This window comes from Comamonas sp. DB36 (assembly GCF_057914905.1).
This window is the reverse complement of record NZ_CP196632.1, coordinates 550,914-571,468: the sequence shown is the minus strand read 5'-3', so window position 1 is coordinate 571,468 and position 20,555 is coordinate 550,914. Positions and strand designations below refer to the sequence as shown.

At 67.8% G+C, this 20,555-nt stretch carries 21 protein-coding genes and 1 riboswitch; of the genes, 8 read left to right on the top strand and 13 right to left on the bottom strand.

The window, feature by feature from the left end; translation table 11 throughout:
- The first annotated feature begins 3 nt into the window (after nucleotides 1-3).
- The 3 genes from ACSVDO_RS23590 to ACSVDO_RS23580 all read left to right on the top strand — a co-directional run bounded on the left by ACSVDO_RS23590 (nucleotide 4) and on the right by ACSVDO_RS23580 (nucleotide 2,555).
- Nucleotides 4-741 carry a fumarylacetoacetate hydrolase family protein gene (locus tag ACSVDO_RS23590; protein ID WP_489597375.1) on the top strand — a complete coding sequence of 246 codons (738 nt, stop codon included), beginning with the start codon at nucleotides 4-6 and terminating at the stop codon, nucleotides 739-741.
- Complete coding sequence (locus tag ACSVDO_RS23585; protein ID WP_489596710.1) at nucleotides 738-1,502, top strand: SDR family oxidoreductase; 765 nt, start codon at nucleotides 738-740, stop codon at nucleotides 1,500-1,502. The genes ACSVDO_RS23590 and ACSVDO_RS23585 overlap by 4 nt, the downstream gene beginning before the upstream one ends.
- Nucleotides 1,503-1,580: 78 nt before the next feature.
- Entirely contained in the window at nucleotides 1,581-2,555 is a 975-nt protein-coding gene (locus ACSVDO_RS23580; protein WP_332535441.1) for a Bug family tripartite tricarboxylate transporter substrate binding protein, read from the top strand.
- 20 nt (nucleotides 2,556-2,575) lie between these two features.
- Here ACSVDO_RS23580 and ACSVDO_RS23575 read toward each other — a convergent pair whose 3' ends face one another.
- Together ACSVDO_RS23575 and ACSVDO_RS23570 are read right to left on the bottom strand one after the other, a co-directional pair.
- On the bottom strand, nucleotides 2,576-3,079 hold the full coding sequence (locus ACSVDO_RS23575; protein WP_332535440.1) for a Fur family transcriptional regulator: 504 nt from the start codon (nucleotides 3,077-3,079) through the stop codon (nucleotides 2,576-2,578).
- 50 nt (nucleotides 3,080-3,129) lie between these two features.
- The gene (locus ACSVDO_RS23570) at nucleotides 3,130-3,897 is read right to left on the bottom strand and encodes an SDR family NAD(P)-dependent oxidoreductase (RefSeq protein ID WP_489596708.1); all 768 of its coding nucleotides are present in this window, start codon (nucleotides 3,895-3,897) and stop codon (nucleotides 3,130-3,132) included.
- 107 nt (nucleotides 3,898-4,004) lie between these two features.
- Between ACSVDO_RS23570 and ACSVDO_RS23565 the strand changes: the two genes are divergently transcribed.
- The gene (locus tag ACSVDO_RS23565) at nucleotides 4,005-4,922 is read left to right on the top strand and encodes a LysR family transcriptional regulator (protein ID WP_489596706.1); all 918 of its coding nucleotides are present in this window, start codon (nucleotides 4,005-4,007) and stop codon (nucleotides 4,920-4,922) included.
- On the opposite strand, the gene ACSVDO_RS23560 is transcribed toward ACSVDO_RS23565, so the two are convergent.
- The 5 genes from ACSVDO_RS23560 to ACSVDO_RS23540 all read right to left on the bottom strand — a co-directional run bounded on the left by ACSVDO_RS23560 (nucleotide 4,916) and on the right by ACSVDO_RS23540 (nucleotide 10,789).
- Nucleotides 4,916-7,339 carry a TonB-dependent siderophore receptor gene (locus ACSVDO_RS23560; protein ID WP_489596704.1) on the bottom strand — a complete coding sequence of 808 codons (2,424 nt, stop codon included), beginning with the start codon at nucleotides 7,337-7,339 and terminating at the stop codon, nucleotides 4,916-4,918. The two genes, ACSVDO_RS23565 and ACSVDO_RS23560, sit on opposite strands and share 7 nt — an antisense overlap.
- Before the next feature lie 123 nt (nucleotides 7,340-7,462).
- The gene (locus ACSVDO_RS23555; protein ID WP_489596703.1) at nucleotides 7,463-8,479 is read right to left on the bottom strand and encodes a FecR domain-containing protein; all 1,017 of its coding nucleotides are present in this window, start codon (nucleotides 8,477-8,479) and stop codon (nucleotides 7,463-7,465) included.
- Nucleotides 8,479-8,994 carry a sigma-70 family RNA polymerase sigma factor gene (locus ACSVDO_RS23550; RefSeq protein WP_332682789.1) on the bottom strand — a complete coding sequence of 172 codons (516 nt, stop codon included), beginning with the start codon at nucleotides 8,992-8,994 and terminating at the stop codon, nucleotides 8,479-8,481. The genes ACSVDO_RS23555 and ACSVDO_RS23550 overlap by 1 nt, the downstream gene beginning before the upstream one ends.
- Before the next feature lie 76 nt (nucleotides 8,995-9,070).
- Nucleotides 9,071-9,808 (bottom strand): dienelactone hydrolase family protein, encoded by a 738-nt coding sequence (locus tag ACSVDO_RS23545; protein ID WP_489596701.1) that lies wholly within the window; start codon nucleotides 9,806-9,808, stop codon nucleotides 9,071-9,073.
- A 30-nt stretch (nucleotides 9,809-9,838) separates the two neighbouring features.
- Complete coding sequence (locus ACSVDO_RS23540; RefSeq protein ID WP_489596699.1) at nucleotides 9,839-10,789, bottom strand: LysR family transcriptional regulator; 951 nt, start codon at nucleotides 10,787-10,789, stop codon at nucleotides 9,839-9,841.
- A 113-nt stretch (nucleotides 10,790-10,902) separates the two neighbouring features.
- Here ACSVDO_RS23540 and ACSVDO_RS23535 point away from each other — a divergent pair, with 113 nt between their 5' ends.
- The 3 genes from ACSVDO_RS23535 to ACSVDO_RS23525 are packed head-to-tail and all read left to right on the top strand — an operon-like array spanning nucleotide 10,903 to nucleotide 13,548.
- Nucleotides 10,903-11,880, top strand: coding sequence for a Bug family tripartite tricarboxylate transporter substrate binding protein (locus ACSVDO_RS23535; RefSeq protein ID WP_489596698.1), 978 nt, complete (start codon nucleotides 10,903-10,905; stop codon nucleotides 11,878-11,880).
- A gap of 21 nt (nucleotides 11,881-11,901) precedes the next feature.
- Nucleotides 11,902-12,705: an alpha/beta fold hydrolase gene (locus ACSVDO_RS23530; RefSeq protein ID WP_489596697.1), complete on the top strand. Its 804-nt coding sequence runs from the start codon at nucleotides 11,902-11,904 to the stop codon at nucleotides 12,703-12,705.
- A 24-nt stretch (nucleotides 12,706-12,729) separates the two neighbouring features.
- On the top strand, nucleotides 12,730-13,548 hold the full coding sequence (locus ACSVDO_RS23525; protein ID WP_489596695.1) for a GNAT family N-acetyltransferase: 819 nt from the start codon (nucleotides 12,730-12,732) through the stop codon (nucleotides 13,546-13,548).
- A gap of 1 nt (nucleotide 13,549) precedes the next feature.
- Here the strand turns inward: ACSVDO_RS23525 and ACSVDO_RS23520 are convergent, their stop codons facing one another.
- On the bottom strand, nucleotides 13,550-14,029 hold the full coding sequence (locus tag ACSVDO_RS23520) for a VOC family protein (protein WP_489596694.1): 480 nt from the start codon (nucleotides 14,027-14,029) through the stop codon (nucleotides 13,550-13,552).
- Between the two features lie 369 nt (nucleotides 14,030-14,398).
- Between ACSVDO_RS23520 and ada the strand changes: the two genes are divergently transcribed.
- Nucleotides 14,399-15,502 (top strand): bifunctional DNA-binding transcriptional regulator/O6-methylguanine-DNA methyltransferase Ada, encoded by a 1,104-nt coding sequence (gene ada / locus ACSVDO_RS23515; RefSeq protein WP_489596693.1) that lies wholly within the window; start codon nucleotides 14,399-14,401, stop codon nucleotides 15,500-15,502.
- Here ada and ACSVDO_RS23510 read toward each other — a convergent pair.
- The 5 genes from ACSVDO_RS23510 to ACSVDO_RS23490 are packed head-to-tail and all read right to left on the bottom strand — an operon-like array spanning nucleotide 15,490 to nucleotide 20,116.
- Nucleotides 15,490-16,812, bottom strand: coding sequence for an OprD family outer membrane porin (locus ACSVDO_RS23510; protein WP_489596691.1), 1,323 nt, complete (start codon nucleotides 16,810-16,812; stop codon nucleotides 15,490-15,492). The genes ada and ACSVDO_RS23510 overlap by 13 nt on opposite strands.
- A 5-nt stretch (nucleotides 16,813-16,817) precedes the next feature.
- Nucleotides 16,818-17,261 (bottom strand): pseudoazurin, encoded by a 444-nt coding sequence (locus tag ACSVDO_RS23505; protein ID WP_489596689.1) that lies wholly within the window; start codon nucleotides 17,259-17,261, stop codon nucleotides 16,818-16,820.
- Nucleotides 17,258-18,055 (bottom strand): ABC transporter ATP-binding protein, encoded by a 798-nt coding sequence (locus ACSVDO_RS23500; protein ID WP_489596687.1) that lies wholly within the window; start codon nucleotides 18,053-18,055, stop codon nucleotides 17,258-17,260. Before ACSVDO_RS23500 ends, ACSVDO_RS23505 begins: the two co-directional genes overlap by 4 nt.
- A complete protein-coding gene (locus tag ACSVDO_RS23495) occupies nucleotides 18,052-19,077 on the bottom strand; it encodes a FecCD family ABC transporter permease (RefSeq protein WP_332547957.1) in 1,026 nt (341 codons plus the stop codon). Before ACSVDO_RS23495 ends, ACSVDO_RS23500 begins: the two co-directional genes overlap by 4 nt.
- A gap of 28 nt (nucleotides 19,078-19,105) precedes the next feature.
- Nucleotides 19,106-20,116, bottom strand: coding sequence for an ABC transporter substrate-binding protein (locus ACSVDO_RS23490; protein WP_489596685.1), 1,011 nt, complete (start codon nucleotides 20,114-20,116; stop codon nucleotides 19,106-19,108).
- Between the two features lie 141 nt (nucleotides 20,117-20,257).
- A riboswitch (cobalamin riboswitch) is annotated at nucleotides 20,258-20,487 on the bottom strand.
- Nucleotides 20,488-20,555: the final 68 nt, after the last annotated feature.

Genomic DNA, 20,555 nt, shown 5'->3' with positions numbered 1-20,555 from the left:
GCCGTGACCGAACTGGTCTTTCCCGCGCCCGCTGCGGCCACCTTGGCAGTGGCGGGCAGCAGCGCCCGGTTCCCGCTGGGCCGCGTGTTCTGCATAGGCCGCAATTACCGCTGGTCGGCAGACGAAGCCGCGCCCACGCAGATGCCCGCCTGGTTCATGAAGCCCGCGAGCGCGGTCTGCGCCGCGCAAGGCGTGCTCGCCTTCCCGCCGGCGACGCGCGAGTTCTGCCACGAGATCGAACTGGTCGTGGCCCTGGGCCGCGGCGGCCGGAACATAGCCGCGGCCCAGGCCGAAGCGCACATATGGGGCTACGCCGCGGGGCTGGACTTGACGCGCCGCGATCTGCAGCAGCAAGCCAAGCAGGCTGGCGGCCCCTGGGAGCCGGCCAAGGCTTTCGATCGCTCCGCACCCTGCACGCCGCTGGTGCCGGCTGCGGACTGCGGCCACCGAGGGCCAGGCGCCGTCTGGCTCACGGTCAACGGCGTCGAGCGCCAGCGCGCCTATGTGTCCGAGCTGCTGTGGTCTGTCCCTGAACTCGTCGCCATGCTGTCGCGCTCGGTGACGCTGCTGCCCGGCGATCTGATCTTCACCGGCACGCCCGCGGGCGTGGGCCCGCTTTCGCCCGGCGATGTAGTTGCCGGCGGCGTCACCGGCATAGGCGAGTTTTCCATGACCGTGGGCAGCGCGCCGCCCCGGGTCGCCCACCCCACCGATCACCCCCTACAGGAGCTTTCACTTTGAACCACACCACCCCCGCAAAGATCGCACTGGTCACCGGCGCGGGCAGCGGCATAGGCCGCGCCACCGCAGTTGCATTGCTGGAAGACGGCTGGAGCGTTGTGCTTGCCGGGCGCCGCGCCGAGCCGCTGCAGGCGCTGGCCGCGCAGGCCGCCGAACTGGGCCAGACCGCGCTGGCCGTGCCCACCGATGTCACCGACCCCGACAGCGTGCAGGCGCTGTTCGATGCGATAGCGCAGCGCTTCGGCCGCCTCGATGTGCTGTTCAACAACGCGGGCGTCAACGCCCCGGCCGTGCCCATCGACGAGCTGCCGCTGGACAAATGGTTCAGCGTGCTCGACACCAACGTCACGGGCATGTTCCTGTGCGCGCGCGCCGCCTTCGGCCTGATGCGCCGCCAGTTGCCCCAGGGCGGGCGCATCATCAACAACGGCTCGATCTCGGCGCACACGCCGCGGCCGTTCACCGCGCCCTACACGGTCAGCAAGCACGCGGTCGCGGGCCTGACTAAGGCGCTGGCCCTCGACGGGCGCGCTTTCGACATCGTCGCCAGCCAGATCGACATCGGCAATGCGCTGACCGAGCTGTCCGAGCGCATGACGCGCGGCGTGCTGCAGGCCAATGGCACGACCGCCCCAGAACCGATGATGGACGCGCGCCATGTGGCCGACGCCGTGCGCCATGTGGCCGCGCTGCCGCTCGAAGCCAACATCCTGAACATGACCATCATGGCCAGCGCCATGCCCTATGTGGGGCGTGGCTGAACGCCCGAAGGCAGGCATTGCCTGGCCCCCGGGCCGGGCGCTAGAGAACCATAGAGAAAACCACAAAAGGAGACAATCATGCAACGCACCGCTCTGTTCAGGATTCTTGCCATTTCGGCCACCATGATGCTGGCGCCCACGCTGGCTTCGGCGCAGAACTACCCCACGCGGCCCATCAAGATCATCGTTCCCGCGCCGCCCGGCGGGGCGATAGACACGATTGCACGCGTGGTCGGCGACAAGCTCGGCGCCTCCATGGGCCAGGCCGTGGTCGTCGACAACCGGCCCGGTGCTTCCAACAACCTCGGCACCGACGCCCTGGCCAAGGCCGCGCCCGACGGCTACACCATAGGCATCGTGGGCGGCAGCCACAACATCAACAAGTTCCTGTTCAAGCACCTGGGCTGGGACCCGGAGAAAAGCTTCGAGCCGATTGTCTACACGCACGAAGTGCCGCTGGTGTTCGCGATCTACCCGCAGATTCCGGCCAAGACACTGCCCGAGTTCATTGCCTGGATGAAGGCCAACCCCAACGAGGCCAAGGTCGCGACTTCGGGCCGCGGCAGCGCCCAGGAGATGGCGGCCGAAATGTTCCGCATGGCCAGCGGCGCGCCCATGCTGCTGGTGCCCTACAAAGGCTCGTCAGCCGCCCACCCCGACCTGCTGGCCGGGCGCACCGCGCTGTACATCGACACCATCAGCGCCATCCAGGCCCAGGCCAAGGCCGGCAATGTGCGCGCCATCGCCGTATCTACGCGCAAGCGCAGCATGTCGCTGCCCGATGTGCCCACCGCGAGCGAACAGGGGCTCAAGGACTATGACGCCAACACCAACGGCGGCTTCCTGGCGCCGGCCGGCACGCCCAAGGCCATAGTCGCCAAGCTCAATGCCGAGATCAACGCCGCGCTCAAGCTGCCCGACGTGCGCGCCAAGCTCGAGGCCGCGGGTATAGAAGTGCAAGGCGGAACGCCGCAGGAGTATGCGGCGCTGATCAAGTCCGATCTCGCCAAGTGGGGCAAGGTCGTCAAGGAAGCGGGAATTCAGCCCGATTGAAGTGCGCGGGCGACCAGGCTTTACGTCGGTTCGGCTGCCGCCGCCTGGCGCGCGCGGCGCGCGGGCTTGACCGCGGGTTCCGCAGGCGCGGCGTGCACTGCAGGCACGTCGGCCGCGCCATCGCAGCGCGCGCACTGGCCATGCAGCTCCACCGTGGCCGCGCCCAGGCGAAAACCGTTGTCCTTGGACCAGCCCTTGAGACGGCGCTCGATTGCGCTGTCGGAGAACTCATCGACATGGCCGCACTGGTCGCAGATGGCAAACACCACCAGCCCATGCTGGTGGTCGTGCGGGTGGGCGCAGGCGACAAACGAGTTCATGGTCTCCACGCGGTGCACCAGCCCGTACTCGATCAGCTTGTCGAGCGCGCGGTACACCTGCTGCGGCGCGCGCAGGCCTTCGGCCTGCAGATGGGCCAGCAGCGTGTAGGCGCTGGCCGGACTTTCTTCGCGCGACAGTGCGCCCAGCACCAGGCTCTGGTGCCGGGTCAGCTCGGGGTGGTGCGTGGGGGTGGCTGGCGACATGGCTTGCGGACGTTATGCTGTAACACCCGCTAGTTTAGCGCGTTCCACGCTCACAGCATCATGCCGCCCGACACCTCGATGCGCTGGCCCGTGACCCAGCCGTTGCCCGGCGACAGCAGCGCCGCCACGGCGCCGCCGATGTCGTCGGGCAGCCCGACTCGGCCTTGCGCCGTCACGCTGCTGATATGCGCGTTCACCTGCGCGTTGTCGCGCACCGTGCCGCCGCCGAAGTCGGTCTCAATCGCGCCCGGAGCGATGGTATTGACGCTGATGCCGCGCGGCCCCAGTTCCTTGGCGAGATAGCGCGTGAGCACCTCGACGCCGCCTTTCATCACCGCATACGCGGCATAGCCCGGCAGGCTGAACCGCGCCAGGCCCGACGAGGTGTTGACGATGCGCCCGCCATCGGCGATCAACGGCAACAGCTTCTGCGTCAGAAAGAACGTGCCCTTGAGGTGGACGTTGAACAGCATGTCGAACTGCTCTTCGCTGGTCTCGGCAAACGGCGCATTGAAGCCTACGCCGGCGTTGTTGACCAGATAGTCGAACTGCTCGCGCTGCCAGGTGGTGGCCAGCGCGGCCTTCACGCTCTCGGCAAACGCGGCATAGCTTTTGCTGTCGCCCACGTCCAGGCGCAGCGCCACGGCGCGGCTGCCCAGGGCCTCGATCTGCGCGACGACTTGCTGCGCAGCCGCCGCGCCGTCCTTGTAGGTGATGATCAGCTGCACGCCTTGTGCCGCCAGGTGCAGCGCCGCGCTGCGACCCAGGCCGCGGCTGGCACCGGTGATCAATGCGATGCGGGGAGTGGAATTCGTCATGGGAGTCTCGCTGGGGGTGGAAGAAGACCTGACTTTAGGCGTTCACTGTAATCGGATAAACCGCAAATTCAAGTCCAGACTGTCCACCTCAACAATACAATCCAGGCATGGATCTCCACGAACTGCGCATTTTTTCGCGCGTCGCCGCGCTGGGCAGCTTCACCCAGGCCGCCGAGCAGTTGGGCCTGACCAAGAGCCGCGTCTCGGCAGCGGTGCAGCGCCTGGAGCTGCAGCTGGGCACGCGGCTGCTGCAACGCACCACGCGCCAGGTACGCCTGAGCACCGATGGCGCGCAGTTTCTCGCGCGCTGCGAGGAACTGCTGGCCGATGCCGAGCAGCTGCAAGGCATGTTCCAGGCCGGAGCCAGCGGCCTGCGCGGGCGGCTGCGCATAGACCTGCCCAATGCGCTGGCGCGCGACCTAATCATTCCGCGCCTGCCCGAGTTTCTCGCCGCCCACCCGCTGCTGGAAATCGGCATCAGCACCAGCGACCAGCGCGTGGACCTGGTGCACGAAGGCTTCGACTGCGTGCTGCGCATAGGCCCGCTGGCCGCGACCGAGCTGATCGCGCGCCCGCTGGGCGAGATGGCGATGTGCAATCTCGCCAGCCCCGCCTACCTCGCGCGCCACGGCACGCCGCGCAGCCTGGCCGATCTGGCGCAGCACCATCTCGTTCACTACGCGGGCAAGCTGGGCATGCAGGGCGCGGGCTGGGAGTACCAGGACGGCCAGCAGACAAGGCTGCACCCGATGCGCAGCGCCATCGTGGTCAACGGCACGGATGCCTACCAGGCGGCCTGCGTCGCCGGACTGGGCCTGATCCAGGCACCGCAGCGCGGCGCCCAGCTGCTGCTGGACCAGGGCCTGTTGGTGGCGGTGCTGCCGGAGTTCACCGCGCCGCCCATGCCGGTGTCGCTGCTCTACCCCCACCGCCGCCAGCTGCCCGCGCGCGTGACCGCCTGCCTGAACTGGATCACCGAAGTGGTCACGCCGCATCTGGCGGGAGCGACAGGCACTGCTCAGTAGCGGTGCACCAGCGTCAGCAGCAGATTGCGCGGCGTGCCGTACGATTTGGTCTGGTAGAAGTTCAACTGCGTCAGATAGTTCCTGTCGAACGCATTGTTGAGGTTGACCTGCAGCGAGGTCTGGGGCGTGAACTCATAGCGTGCCATCAGGTTCACCAGCGTGTAGCTAGCCTGTTCGCTGCGCCGCTGCAGCACGCTGCCCGAGCCGTCCGCGCCCCAGGCCAGGCCCCAGATATCGCCCTGGTAGCGCAGGCCGCCGCCGACGATCAGCTTGCCGCCCGTGGCCGCGACGCGGTAGGTGGTGAACAGATCGAAGATGCTGCGCGGCAGCGTGGTGTTCAGCTCCTTGCCCGCCTGGTCCTTGATGTTGTAGTGGGTGTAGCCCAGCTTGGCGTTCCAGCCCGGCAGGATTTCGCCCGAGACCTCGAACTCCAAGCCCTTGCTGTTCGCGCCCTTGGCACCGTAATAGGCCTGGTTGAGGCCGTCGGGCGTCATGGCCTCGGTGTCGGCCTGGGCCAGATTGTCCTGGAGGATGTTGAACACCGAGAACGCGGCGTTGAGGCGGTTGTCGGCCGAGGCCGCCTTGACGCCGACTTCGCGGCTCTTGCCGACAATGGGCTCGAGGAAGCTGCCATTGCGGTCCTGCGCGTCCTGGGGCTTGAAGATATTGGTATAGCTGGCATAGGCCGACAGCCCGTTGCCGAAGTCATACACCGCGCCCGCATAAGGGGTGAAGTGGGTGAACTTGTCGATCTCCTTGCGCTCCCAGCTGCTGTAGCGCGCGCCGACGATCAGCTTGAGCGGATCGGTCAGCGACAGGCGCACGGCGCCATACAGGCCGTTCTCGCGCGTCGCGATGTCGGACTCCACATAGGGCTCGCCCCAGGCCGGCATGGGCAGCGCGCCGCTCCAGTCAAGCAGGCTGCCCGCATACCGCTGCATGTCCAGCGCGCGCGCGCCTATGATCAGCTGCTTTTGCCGCGACGCGCTGGCGCCGAACACCGCTTCGTGCTCGCGGCCGAACAGCGTGAACTTGCCTTCGGCCTTGGCGTCCATCGCGTCCTGCGCGCGCTGGCCGCGGTACCAGTAGCTGTAGGGCTGGCCATCGACGTGGTAGCTGCCCGGCGCCACGTTGCCCAGCGCCATTGCCAGCTGGGCGTCATAGCTCTGCTTGCTGGACGCAAAGCCGATGTGGGTCTTCCAGCCGTTGTCCAGCGCATGGTCGAGCGCAACAAACGCGGTCTTGGTGGTGGTGCTCCAGTGGTTCCAGCTGGGCGCCAGATTGGTCGAACGGTCCCAGTTGATGACTTCGCCATTGGTGAACCAGATGGGCACACCGCCCCAGGACGAGCCCTTGGGCCGGTTCTCCTGATGGTCGGCGCCCACGCGCAGCACGGTAGCGGGCGTGAGGTCGGCTTCCACGGTGGCGAAGAACAGCTGCTTGTTCTTTTCCTGGCGGTCCTGGAAGGTATGGGCGCGCTGGCCCGCGGCGACAAAGCGCCCGCGCACGCTGCCTTCGGCGTTGAGCGCAGTCGAGACATCGACATCGCTGCGGTAGTTGTCCCAGGAACCGGCCGAGACCGAGACTTCGCCCGTGAGCTGGCGGCTGCTCGCACGCTTGCGCACCAGGTTGACCGAGCCTCCGGGATTGCCCGAACCGGTCAGCAGGCCGGTCGCGCCGCGGATGATTTCAACGCGGTCATAGATCGCGGCGTCGAGTTCGCTCTCGCCCGCGGCATAGGGCGAGCTGAAGGTCGTTGCCACGCCGTCGTAGAGGTAGTTGTCGACATTGAAGCCGCGATAGGAGAACGACGAGCGCTCGCTGTCGTAGCTGGACTCGGCCACGCCCGTGGTGGTGCGCAGCACTTCGGACAGGCTGTGCACGGCCTGGTCTTCAATGCGCTGGCGCGTGACGACTTCCAGCGACTGCGGCGTCTCGCGCGGCGCCAGCACCAGGCCGGTGGCCGCGGAGGTGGCGCGCGGGGTGTAGCGGCCCGAGCCTTCGGTGGTCGCGCGCTCGCCTTCGGCCACGGCCTTCACGGTGACCGTGGCCAGCGCCTGGCCCGCGGCCGCGCCATCCCCGGCCCCATCGGCGGCCTGTGCCTGCGCCTTGCGCACCGTGAGAATGCCGCTGCCCGTGCGCTGCAGATCGAGCCCAGAGCCGGCCAGCGCCTGGCGCAGCGCGGCCTCGGGCGTGAGCTGGCCGCGCACCGCGGGCGCAGGCAGTCCGCGCACCAGATCGGCGTCCAGCGACAGCGGCGTTGCGCCTTCGTCGGCAATGCGCAGCAGGCTGGCGCTCAGGGGCTGGGCGGGCACGTCATAGGATTGGGGCACGCCGCTTGCGGCCTGGGCGCTGGCACAGGCCAGCAGGCAGGCGCTGGTCAGGAAGTGAAGCCGGAAGAATGACTTGGAGGGCATGGTTGGGCGGTGAAGGAGAGGATGCAGAACCAGAAAAAACTGGGCTTTCCTCTGTATGAGCGACGGCAGCGCAAAAGCGGCCGTCCTTTTTCAAATTTCTTCCACCCGGCCTGGCGATCGCCCTCAGGCCCTGCGCTCCACGCGCACCAGCCAGCCGCCCGAGTGGCGATGGATGTCGATGGGCAGGGTCTCGGCCAGCGCCTGCAGCGCCGCCTCGCTGTCGTCGAGCCCGAAGATGCCGGTCACGCGCAGGCGCGCGGCCGCGGGCGACACGCGGATATAGCCGAGGCGGTAGGGCCTGAGCGCCGCCAGCACTTCATCGAGGCGCTGGTCCTCGGCATGCAGCACGCCGTGCGTCCAGGCGCTGGCCGCCGCGGCCAGCCCGGGCTGCGCCAGGCGCGTGATCTGCATGCCATCGATCCAAGCCCCCTGTCCCTGGGCCAGCACCGCGCGCTGCTCCGGCTGGGCCAGCAGGGTGCGCACTTCCAGGCCCGCGCTCAGCGCCACGGCCTGGGTGCGCGACTCCTCCTGGCGCACCATGAACTGCGCGCCCAGCGCGCGCAGGCTGGCATGTTCGGTGCGCACGACAAACGGCGCGGCGGCGTCGGCGAAGACTTCGGCGCGCAGCTGGCCCTGGCGCAGCTGCACCAGGCGCAGCCCGTCGCCAAAGCGCACATCGACCGACGAGCGCGCGTCCAGCTGCAGGCGGCTGCCGTCGGCCAGGGTAAAGGTCTTGCGCTCGCCGGTGGCGGTATGCAGATCGGCGCGCCAGTCGGCCAGCAGGCCGCTGCTGCGCGCCACCCAGCTGCTGCCCAGGCCCAGGCCGGCGACGCCCAGCGCCGCGCGCAGCATGCGGCGCCGGCGCGCGCCCAGCACTGCCACCTGCTCGATGGCATGGGAAACGGCGTCGGTTCGGGCGCCGCTGGCCCGGCCCTGGCCGGCACGCGCCTGGCCAAAGGTCGCGTCCAGCGCCCCGCCCAGGCTGTGCCATGCCTGCTGGTGGCGCGCATCCGCCGCGAGCCAGGCCTGGAAGGCCGCGCGCTGGGCCTCGTCCGCGGCGCCCGAACGCAGCTCGACCATCCAGTCTATGGCCTGCTCGGTGAGCGCATCGAGCGCATCGACGGCGTTGGCGCGCGCCATCAGGATTGCAGCGCGCGCATGCAGCAGCGCAGTCCGTCGGCCATGTAGCGGCGCACCATGCGCTCCGACATGTCTATGCGCAGCGCGATCTCGGCATAGGTCAGGCCGTCGAGCTGGCTCAGCAGGAATGCGGTGCGCGCCTTGGCGGGCAGGCTTTCGAGCGCGTCGGCGATGGCTTGCAGCGACTCGCGCAAGACCGCACGCTCTTCGGGAGACGGCGCTAAGTCTTGGGGCAGGGCCGCGAGCGCATCTATCCAGGCGCGCTCCAGATCCCGCCGGCGCCAGGTCTCGGTGAGGATGTTCTTGGCAATGGTCGTCAGATAGGCGCGCGGCTCGTGCATGGCGTGCAGGCGCTTGTAGCCCATCACGCGCAAGAAGGTTTCCGAGCTCACGTCCTCGGCTTCTGCCACGTCGCGCAGGCGCTTGCGCAGGCGCTCGAGCAGCCAGGGCTGGTGGGCGGTGAACAGGGCGGCGGCGGCAGCGGCATCCGCCGCCGGCATGGGAGAGCTGGACACGAAATGTATTGAATGAGAATGTTTCTCAATTATACAAGATCAGTCCAAAAACAACGCCGCCCCGGGCGCGCCGGCTTCAGGCGCCCAGCGTGCGCGCGAACAGCGCCCGCATGGCGTCCCAGCCGCGCCCTGCCTGGGCCGCGTCGTGCACCGGGAAATCGGGCACCATCCAGCCATGGGGCGCGGGGTATTGCTCGCTTTGATAGCGCACGCCGGCTTCGGTCAGCGCGGCTTCGAAACGCTGGGCCATCGCGGGTGGATAGCTGTCGTCGTTTTCAGCGCTGGCGATATAGATTTCGGCCTGCAGCGTGGCCACCCGCCAGTGCGGGCTCTGCGGCGCATCGGTCGCCAGGCGCCCGCCGTGGAAGCTCGCGACCGCAGCAAAACGTTGGGGATAGGTCGCGGCCGCGGCCACGGCGATGCCCCCGCCCATGCAGAAACCCACGGCGCCGATTCGCGTGCCCGCGACATCGCCGCGCGTTTCCAGATACGAAAGCAACGCACCGGTATCGCGCGCGGCCTTGTCCGTGCCCGTGGTCGCAATGAACGGGCCCAGAATCGCGCCCGGATTGCCGGCGAACACTTCGGCCGGGACCAGCGGCGCATAGGGGCCGTAGCGGTAGTAGAGATCGGGCAGCAGCACCAGATAGCCCGCATCGGCCAGCCGCGCCGCCATGTCGCGCATCGCGGGCCGCATGCCGCCCGCGTCGCCATAGAAAATCACCGCCGGCCAGGGGCCTGTGCCCGCGGGCGTGAATACATCGGTGGGGCAAAGGCCGTCTTCGGTCTGGATCACTGCGTGTTCGGCGGGCATGGAACTCCTGATGCGAGGCAAATGGCTATCCTAATGCCGCTGCGCCGCGGCGGTGAAATGCGCGCGCATGAAATCGCTGAGCTGCTGCGCCGCGGGCGCCAGCCGCTGCGCGGGCTGCAGCAGGCCCAGCGGCTCCATGGGCGCGGTGCCCGCGACGTCGAGCTCGACGATTTGCCCGGTGCGCATCAAGGGCATCAGCATGGTCAGCGGCAATACGGTGAGCAGGTCATGGTTGAGCAGCAGCCACGAGACCATGGTCGAGGTGCGCGTGACCAGCGGGTGCATCTTCAAGGGCGCGCGGCAGCGCGCCGAAATGCTGTCGAGCCGCTCGCGCGCGGCCGAGCCCGAAGGCAAAGCCATCCAGACCGCGCTTTCGAGCTGGTCGCGGTCGGCCGTGCCGCGCGCCGCCAGCGGGTGCTGGGCGCGGCAGACAATGGCGAAGCGATCGGCGAGCAAGGGATGGAACTCCCAGCCTTCGGGGTGGACCGGCGGGCGCCTGCAGGCGACGAGATCGACTTCGCCGCGCGCGATTGCCTGCAACTGCTCGTCGTTCTCGGCCTCGCGCAGCTGTATCTGTATGCCGGGCCAGCGCGCATGGAAGGCCGACAGGGTTTCTATCAGCAGCCCGTTGGTCGCGGAAATCGACGCCGCAAGCCGCACCTGGCCTTCGCCCTGGCGCTGGCGCGCTTCCACAGCCTGGGCGGTGTCGCGGATTCCCATCAGCATCTGGCGCGCCAGCGGCAGCAGGTCGAGACAGGCTGCAGTGGGATGCACGCCCTTGGCGTGGCGCTGGAACAGCGCCGTCTCCAGCAGTGCTTCGAGATAGGCCAGGGTCTGCGTGACCGACGACTGCGTGACGCCTATGGCGTCGGCCGTGCGCTGCACGCTGCCCAGCTCGGCGAGCTTGAGCAGGATCTGGACATGGCGGAACTTGCCGCGCGCCAGCAGGCGGTTGAGCAGCGTGGTGGCGGTCAAGGGCATGGTATTAGTCAGTCTAATGCATGGAGCGAAAAAGTAATTTGGCGCGGCCGGGCCCGGCGCCGATGATGGCTTCATAGAAATGCACGACCAAGTGCAACAAACAGGAGACAACCATGAACCCCCTAAGCCGCCGCCATGCATGCCTGGCCCTTGCCGGCCTGGCCCTGGCCGCGCCCGCCCTGGCACAAACCGACCACTGGCCAGCGCGCCCTATCCGCGTGATCGTGCCGACCCCGCCCGGCGGCGCCTATGACGCGACCATGCGACCGCTGGCCCAGGAGCTGGCGCAGCTGCTCCAGCAGCCCGTGGTGGTGGAGAACCGGCCCGGCGCGGGCAACATCATAGGCACGCAGGCGGGGGCTGCGGCTGCGGCCGACGGCTATACGCTGACCATGACGGGAATGGTCAATACGATTGCCGCAGGCGTCTACGACAACCTGCCGTTCGACATCGTCAAGGACTTCAGCCATATAGGCGCCATCGGGGCCGCCGCGCAATGGCTGGTGGTGCGCAACGACGCCGGCTTTGGCTCGATGCGCGAGCTGATCGCCAAGGCCAGGGCCGAGCCCGGCAGGATCAACTACGCGAGCTCGGGCGCGGGCAGCACCGGCCATCTGCTGGTCGAGCTGCTGCAGCGCAGTGCCGGCATCGAGCTCATGCATGTGCCCTACAAGGGCGGCGCGCCCGCGCTGCAGGACGTGCTCGGCGGCGTGGTCTCGGTGATTGTCGTGCCGCCCAATACTGCCATCCCGCATATCAAGGCCGGCAAGCTCAAGCTGCTCGCGGTGTCCACGGCCCAGCGCAACCCGGCCTACCCCGATGTGCCCACGTTCGAGGAACTGGGCTTCGCGCAGATGACCGTCAGTTCCTGGGTGGGCCTGTCGGCGCCCAAGGGCACGCCGGCGACGATCGTGCAGAAGATCAACGCGGCGATGGCGGCCAGCCTGGCCAGGCCCGCGCTGCGCGCGCGCCTCGAAGGCGACGGCATGACGCCGATGACCATGACCCCGGTGCAGTTCAGCGAGCTGGTGCGCAGCGACGCCCAGCGCTGGATACAGCTCACCAAGAGCCTGAACATCAAGGCCCACTGATTCCAACCACCTCTGACTGTCATGCCTTTTGTTGTTTCCCACGGCCGCAAGATCTATTACGAACGCCAGGGCCAGGGGCCGGCCCTGCTGTTTTGCCACGGCGCGGGCTCGAATGCCGCGACCTGGTGGCAGCAGTTGCCGCGGTTCGCGCGCGCTTTCAGCTGCATCACCATGGACTTGCGCTGCTTTGGCCGCTCGGTCGCACCCCTTGAAGAGTTCGAGTTCTCCTTGTTTGTCGACGACGCGCTGGCCGTGCTTGACGCCGAAGGCGTGGGGCGCGCGGCCCTGATCGGCCAGTCGCTGGGCGGCATGGTCGGGGTGCGGTTGGCGCTGCAGCATGCCCAGCGCCTCTGGGCCTTTGTCGCCTGCGACACTTCGCTGACCGTCGACCATCCCGCGCTGCTCGAAGCCATGGCGAAACGCGTGACGCGGGTGCAGGCGCTGACCGTGGAGCAGCGTTCGCTGGGCCGCTGGTTCATAGAACAGCACCCCGAGCGCGCCGCGCTCTACGCGCAGATCAACCATTTCAATCCCAGCGCCCATGCGTTCGACAGCGAAGCCTGGGGCGCGGCTGTCACGGGCCTAATGGCGCCGCGCAATCTGCTGCCACTTGAAGCGCTGGCCGGCATTGCCTGCCCCACGCTGTTTGTCGTCGGCAGCGAAGACCCGCTGGTGCCGGTCGAAGCGATGCAGGCCTTTGCGCAGCAGGTGCAGGGCAGCACGCTGCATGTGGTCGAGGGCGCCGGACACTCGGCCTATTTCGAGAAGCCCGAGGAATTCAATGAGAATGTACTGGCCTTTTTGAAACGCCATTGCCCGGCCTGATTGCTGTGGCGCGGCGCACTGCCCATGGACCACGCCTTCTCGCACCACACCTTCCCTGCCACCGGGCTGCCCTTGATCAGCGCCCTGCCCCACGCCGGCGCGGCCAGCGTGCAGCAACTCGAGCAGCGCAGCTTCAACGCCTGGCCCGCGCCGCGCAATGCCGTGGCCGGCGACTGGCTGCTGCGCAGCGCCGCTGGCTATACCAAGCGCGCCAATTCCGCGAATGCGCTGCAGCCCGGCGCCACGCTCACGCCGCAATTGCTGGAACACATAGAAGCGCACTATGCGCGCCAGCAGCTGCCCAGCATTTTCCGGCTCAGCCCGCTGGCCGATGGCGGCGTCGATGCGCTGCTGCAGGCGCGCGGCTATCGCCTTGTCGACCCCTCGCTGCTGCTGCAGCGCGCAACGCAGGCCGATGATCGCCAGCCCGGCACGGATGGCCATCTGCAGCTCGATGCACAGCTGCAGGCAGCCTGGCTCGAAGGCTATTGCGCGGCCAGCGTGCATCCGCCCGAACAGCAGTTGCCGCACCGGCGGATTCTGGAGTCCATAGGCATGCGCTGCGCCTACGCGTCGCTGCAGCGCGACGGTCGGGCGCTGGCCTGGGGCCTGGCGGTGCTGGAACGCGATGCGGTCGGCCTGTATGAAGTGCTGGTCCACCCCGACCAGCGCGGCCAGGGCCTGGGACGGCAGCTGGTGCAAGGCCTGCTGCAATGGGCAGCGCAGCAGGGTGCGACGCATACCGACCTGCAGGTGGCCGCGGCGAATTCACGCGCACGCCAGCTCTATGTAAGCCTGGGCTTTGCGCCGGTCTACGGCTACCACTACCGGGTGCAGCCCTGAGTCAGCCGCGGCGCGCAGCCTCTATGGCGGCAATATCGATCTTGCGCATGGTCATCATCGCCGCGAACGCGCGCTGAGCCACCGCCGGGTCGGGGTCGGCAATCGCCGCGCTCAGCACGCGCGGCGTGATCTGCCAGGACACGCCCCAGCGGTCCTTGCACCAGCCGCATTCGCTTTCCTGGCCGCCATTGCCGACAATCGCATTCCACAGCCTGTCGGTTTCATCCTGATCGTCGGTGGCTATCTGGAACGAAAAAGCTTCGCTGTGCTTGAATGCCGGGCCGCCGTTGAGGCCCATGCAGGGGATGCCGGCCACCGTGAAGTCCACCGTCAGCACATCGCCTTTCTTGCCCGATGGATAGTCGCTGGGCGCGCGGTACACGCGCTGCACCGCGCTGTCGGGAAAGGTCTTGGCATAGAAATTCGCGGCGTCTTCGGCGGTGCCGTCATACCAGAGACAAATGGTGGTCTTGGGGGTCATGGCTTGGGCTCCTGAAACGCTGGTTTGAGGGAAGGCCGTTCATCCTTCGACAGGCTCAGGACGAACGGGGTTTTGACGCCCACTGTTTCTTTTGAGCGCCTTGCGAGATCTCGGCTCGCTGACCCCGCTGAGGACGAACGGAGCATCCGTTCGTGCCGAGCCTGCCTGGTCGGCCGCGTCGAAGGACGAAAGGCCGCGCGACAAACGACATGCAGGATTTTCAATCGACATGTGCTTGCTTGTCACCCCCGCCCCGCACCCGCAACAGGGAGAAACCAAAACGACCAGAATTCCACCGCAAGATACGGAGTGCTTGCGCCCGAATTCGGCGCTATCGTGCAGCCAGTCTCCGTTCTTCAAGGAATCTGTATGCATCCCATCCATCCCGACACAGCGCGCTACGCCAGCGAAGCGCAGCGCTGGCAGGCGGTGCAGGCGCGCGATGTGCGCGCCGATGCGCATTTTGTCTATGCGGTGCAGACCACGGGCGTCTACTGCCGGCCCAGCGCCGCGACGCGGCTGCCGCGGCGCGAGAACGTGCGCTTCTTCGACAGCGCGCAGCAGGCCGAAGCCGCGGGCTTTCGCGCCAGCCGCCGCGCCCAGGGCGACCAGACGCTGGCCGCCGCAGCGCGCGCCGACGTCGTGGCCGCGGCCTGCGCGGCGATGGACGCCGCCGACACCGCGCCCACGCTCGATGCGCTTGCCGCCCAGGCCGGGCTCAGCGCCTTTCATTTCCACCGGCTGTTCAAGGCCGAGACCGGACTCACACCCAAGGCCTATGCGCTGGCCGCGCGCGCGCGCCGGCTGCGCGCCCAGCTGGCCGCGCCCCAGGCGTCCGTGACCGACGCCATTTACGGCGCGGGCTTTCAGTCGAGCAGCCGCTTCTATGAAACCGCAGGTCAGCGCCTGGGAATGGCGGCGCGCTCCTTTCGCGACGGCGGCGCGGGCACAGAGATCCACTTCGCGCTGGGCCAGTGTTCGCTGGGCGCCATCCTGGTCGCGCAAAGCGCGCGCGGCATCTGCGCCATTTTGCTGGGCGACGACCCCGAGGCGCTGCTGCAGGACCTGCAGGACCGCTTTCCCAAGGCCCAGCTGATAGGCGCCGACGCGGCCTTCGAGCAACAGATCGCCCAGGTCGTGGGCCTGATCGAGGCGCCGTCGCTGGGGCTGCAATTGCCGCTTGACGTGCGCGGCACGGCCTTCCAGGAGCGCGTATGGCAGGCGCTGCGCGAGATTCCGCCGGGCAGCACCGTGAGCTATGCCGAACTCGCGGCGCGCATAGGCGCGCCCAAGGCGGTGCGCGCCGTGGGCAGCGCCTGCGGCGCCAATCCGCTGGCGGTGGCGATCCCTTGCCACCGCGTGCTGCGCAGCGATGGCGCGCTTTCCGGCTACCGCTGGGGCCTGGAGCGCAAGCGTGCGCTGCTGCTGCGCGAGGCCCAGGGCAAGGCGGCTGCGCCCGATCAGAACAGCTGAATGGGCATTTCCGCGAGCAGACGTATCTGGTCGATATTGGCCTCGCCCTGGGCCGGGTTCACGCGGTGCACGCCATAGCGCAACTGCAGCGCCAGGCCCTTGGCCGCGCCCTGCTGCACGGTGTAGCGCAGCAGCAGGTCGCGCTCCCAATGCTTGCCCTGGGTGCCCGAGTAACCCAGGTATTTGCGGTAGACGCTGGTCAGGCGGCTGTAATCGATGCCCGTGCCGCGCGTATAGGCCAGGCCCGCGCTCAGGCCCGGCGTCACCAGCGTCGCGAGATCGACCTCGTACTTCACCTGCCATGATGCCTCGTTCGCGCCGTTGAAGTCCGACAGCTGCATCGCGTTCTCCAGCCAGATCGAGCCGCGGTTCACATAGTCAAACGGCGTGTCGCCATTGACTTTCTGGTAGCCCAGGCCGAACCTGTGCATGCCCGTCGCATAGCTCGTCATCAGGCTGAACGTGGTGTTGTTCACTGCGCCGGCACGCGCCGCGCCGGTATCGCGGTTGCGGTAGAGATTGAAGCTCCATGCCAGAGACTGCCGCGGCGCAAGCTCATGCTTGTAGACACTGCCCAGATACCAGGTGTTCCAGTGGTCTTCGTACTGGCCTATATAGCTGCTCAGGCTCCAGTTCTTCACGGGCGTGGTCCAGGCGCCGCCCGCGAAGCTGAAGGAATCGGCGTTTGCGCCCGAGTAGTTCGCCAGCAGATCGCCGCCGTTCTTGCGGCTGTTGCGATCGGCCCAGGCCGTGAAGCGCCCGGCCTGCAGCGCCAGCGTGGGAAGCTCGGCGCTGGTGATCTGCCAGCCGCGATTGGTTTCGGGCAGCAGCCGGGTATCGGACGAGTGGAAGATGGGATTCTTCGTGCGCATCTCGCCGATCTTGAGTTCGGTCGAAGACACGCGCAGCTTGAGCGCGCCGCCGGCGCGGCCGAAGCTGCTTCCCAGGTCCAGCCCGTCCTTGGCGACATAGCGCGGCGTGGCGCGCGCGGCGTCGGCCTGGGTGCCCAGATTGATGCCGCCATAGGCATGGGCGTCGACACCCACGCCTATCAGGCCCTGCGTGTAGCCCGATTGGTAGTTGAGCATCAGCCCATAGCCCGATTCGCGCGCCCGGGTCTTGCCGCGCTCGCCATTGGTCGCGCGAAAGCTGCTGCCGTTGCGGTAGGCCAGTTGTTCGAACACATAGCGGTTTTGCATCTGCAGGCTGGCACCGGCCGCAAAGCCGCTGGCGCTGTCCTGGGCGCCGGCCAGCGCCGGGCCGCAGACGCACAGCAGCGCCGCGCGTAAAGGAAGTGGTGAAATGCGCATGGTGTTCAACGCGCCGCGCGCGCGGCGATTTCCTGGAAGCGTTTTTGCGCGCGCTCGGGCGCGGCGGCGGGGATAGCGAGCGCCGACAGCGGCGCGTCGCCGACCTGCACCAGCATCACCATGCCCATGGCGTAATGCGGCAGGCATTTGATGCCGTAGATGCCGGCTTCGGTGAACGTCACTTCGATCTCTTCATTGATCTTGCCCTTGAACGGCATGGCGCCGACAGGCAGCATGCCTTCGATGGAGACCGCGTCGTGGCCGCTGCTGCTGGCGAGAAACTTGAGCTTGTCGCCCGGCTTGAGCTTTATGAACTCGGGCTCGTAGACCATGGGGCCGAGCGCGCCGCGGTTGAGCATTCTGACTTCATAGGTTTCGGCGAAGGCCGCGCCGGCGGCCGACAGGCTCAGGAAAACAGCGCCCAGACGGGCAAGCGTGGATAGGTTCATGGGGAAGAGGAATCCAGAGGTTTGAAACGCAGTACCAGCGCGCCGTCCTGGGGATCGACCAGTTCGGCAACCTGTACCCTGAAAACGTCGTGCAGCAGCGCAGGTGTGAGAATCTCGCGCGGTGTGCCCTGGGCCACGAGCCGGCCCGCGCACATCACGGCCAGCCGGTCGCAGGCCAGCGCCTGGTTGAGATCGTGCAGCGCCACCACCTTGGTGATGGGCAGTCCGCGCACCAGCTGCATCAGCGACAGCTGCTGGTGGATGTCGAGGTGGTTGGTGGGTTCGTCGAGCAGCAGCACGCCCGGCTGCTGGGCCAGAGCGCGCGCAATGTGCACGCGCTGGCGCTCGCCGCCCGACAGCGTGCTCCAGGCGCTGCGCTGCTTGTGCTCCAGGCCCACCGCGGCCAGCGCTGCGCGCACGATGCGGCCGTCTTCGGCCGACAGCGGCTGCAGCGCCGACAGCCAGGGCGTGCGCCCCAGCTCCACCGCGTCCCAGACATCGATGGCATCCTGGGTGTCGGCCATCTGCGAGACGAACGCCAGCGTGCGCGCCAGCGCCCTGCGCGGCAGGGCGCGCAGCGCCTGGCCGTCGAGCAGCACCTCGCCTTGCGTGGGCACGAGAATGCCCGAGAGCAAGCGCAACACCGTCGACTTGCCCGAGCCGTTGGGGCCTATGAGCCCCAGCATCTCGCCGGGCCGCACCTCGAGGCTGACGCGCTCGACGATACTGGTGGCCCGCAAGCCGCGCGTGGCCCAGCCCAGGTCGCGCGCCTGCAGCGCGGCCGGCGCACTCATGCCCGGCCCCCGCGACCCTTGAGCAGAATGCCGGCAAACACCGGCGCGCCGACCAGGGCGGTGATCACACCTATGGGCAGCACCTGGCCGGGAATGAGCGTGCGCGAGATCACATCGGCGGCGATCAGGAACACCGCGCCGATCAAGGCGCTGGCCGGAATCAGCCGCCTATGCCGCACCCCCACCATGAAGCGCGCCGCATGCGGAATCACCAGGCCCACGAAGCCTATCGCGCCGACAATCGACACCATCACCGCGGTGATCAGCGCCGCCACCAGCAGCAGCACCAGCTGCACGCGGCGCACGGCAACGCCCAGCGCCGCCGCCGATTCGCTGCCGAACGTGAACGCGTCGAGCGCGCGCGCATGCCACAGGCACACGGCCATGCCGGCAACGGCAATGCATGTGGTCAGCAGGGTGTCGCTCCAGCGCACGCCGCTCAGATTGCCCAGCATCCAGAACATGATGCCGCGCGCCTGCTCGGCGCTGCCCGACTTGGTGATGATCAGCGAAGTCAGGGCGTTGAACAGCTGCGAGCCCGCGATGCCGGCGAGCACGATCTGCGCGCTGTTGCGCAGGCCGCCGCTGCCCGCGGCATGCGCGAGCAGGGCCACCAGCGCGAACGCGCAGACCGCGCCGAAGAACGCTCCCGTGGTCATGGAGATCGCGCCCGCGCCCAGGCCCGCGACCGACACCAGCACCGCGCCCGTGGACGCCCCGGCCGAAATGCCCAGCAGATAGGGCTCGGCCAGCGCATTGCGCAGCAGCGATTGCAGTATCACGCCGGAAATCGCCAGCCCCGCACCGCAGCTCGCAGCGACCAGGGCGCGCGCCAGCCGGTAGTTCCAGACAATGCCCTGGTCAATGGGATCGACCGGATACTGCGCGCCCGCGAGCTGATTGGCCAGCACCTGCCAGACGACGCTGGGCGACAGGCGGGTCTCGCCTATCGCCACCCCCAGCAGGATGGCGACGGCAAGAGCGGCCAGCGCCGCGGAGATCAGGAGTATCAGGCGCAGCATGGGCTGGGGCGGGCCTCAGTCACGTAGATCAGCGCGCCGCGGCCTGCAGCTTGAGCGCGGCCTGGGCGATCTGTTCGATGCCGTCGACCATGCGTATCGAGCCTTGCAGCGCGTCGGCGTCGACGATCACGATGCGGTTGTTCTTCACCGCGTCCATGTGCCTGGTCACCGGGTCGTTCTTCAGGAACTCGAGCTTCTTGCGGTAGTCGTCGGCCGGAAAGCGCCGGCGGTCCATGCGCGCGATGATGAGAATCGATGGATTGGCCTTGGCAATGGTTTCCCAGCCCACGGTGGGCCATTCTTCGGCCGAAGTCACGATGTTGCGCAGGCCCAGGGTCTGCATCATGTAGCCGGCCACGCCTTTCTGGCCCGCCATGTAGGGATCGATCGCCAGATCGGCGCTGGAGAACCACAGCGCGGCGGAGACGTTCTGCAGCTTCGATGACTTGAGCTGGGCCACGGCCTGGGCCTGGCGCTGCGTCAGTTCGTCGACCAGGGCCTTGCCGCGCGCTTCGACATCGAAGATCTGCGCGAGTTGCTGCACGCTCTTGTACAGCGCATTGACGTCATAGGCCGTGGTGCGCGTGCCGTCGGAGCCGCTCAGGTTGTTCTTGCCTTCGCAATCAGAAGGCATGGCATAGGTGGCGATGCGCAGGTCATGGAACTGCTCGCGCGTGCCGACCACGCCTTCCTTGCCGACCATCCATTCGAACTGCGAGACCACCAGCGCCGGGCGCTTGCCTATCACCGACTCGAAGCTCGGGTCGTTGTCGGCCAGGCGCGTCACCTTGTCGTTGACGGCCTTGAACTGCGGCAGCACGGAATTGAACCACAGCGCGGTGCCCGCGACCTTGTCGCCCAGGCCCAGCGCATAGAGCATTTCGGTGCCCGCCTGGCCTATGGTCACGGCCGATGCGGGCGCCTTGTCGAACTTGAGCGTATGGCCGCAGTTGTGCAGCTGCAGCGGATATTCGGTGGCGCTGGCGCTGAAGCACAGCAGGGCGGCAAGTGTGGAAAACGCAAGGCGGCGGACAGGCATCGAAACAGGTCTTTCCAGAAGGGGCAGCGGTATTCTGGAAGAGAGCAAGACCGCAAAGCCACGCTTTCGCGGCGCAGGCAACGGCGCGGCGAAAGCGGGATTTCCGAGAAATTGTTCACTTCCCGGACACCCCGCCGGCAATGATTGATTGACGCTTCGGCAGGTCTCCTGACTGGCATGTCATCACGGCTGCGCCGCCTTCCCAAACTTGCGTTCAGTGGCGTGTGGCGCGCTCGCTCTTTGCCTACAGTTGCGGGGGCAGTTCCATTGCATGGGCAGCCAGACCTTGCAGTCTGGCCGCCACTGGATTCCCTCTTGCGCCGGCATTGCCGGGCGCAGGTCCTTGCGGAGCCGAAGCTGGCGTACTGTAGCCGATCTTGGGGCCGCGGCGCGCAAACTCCCGCCCCCATGGGCCTGTCCCGGCCGCGCCGCGACTGCG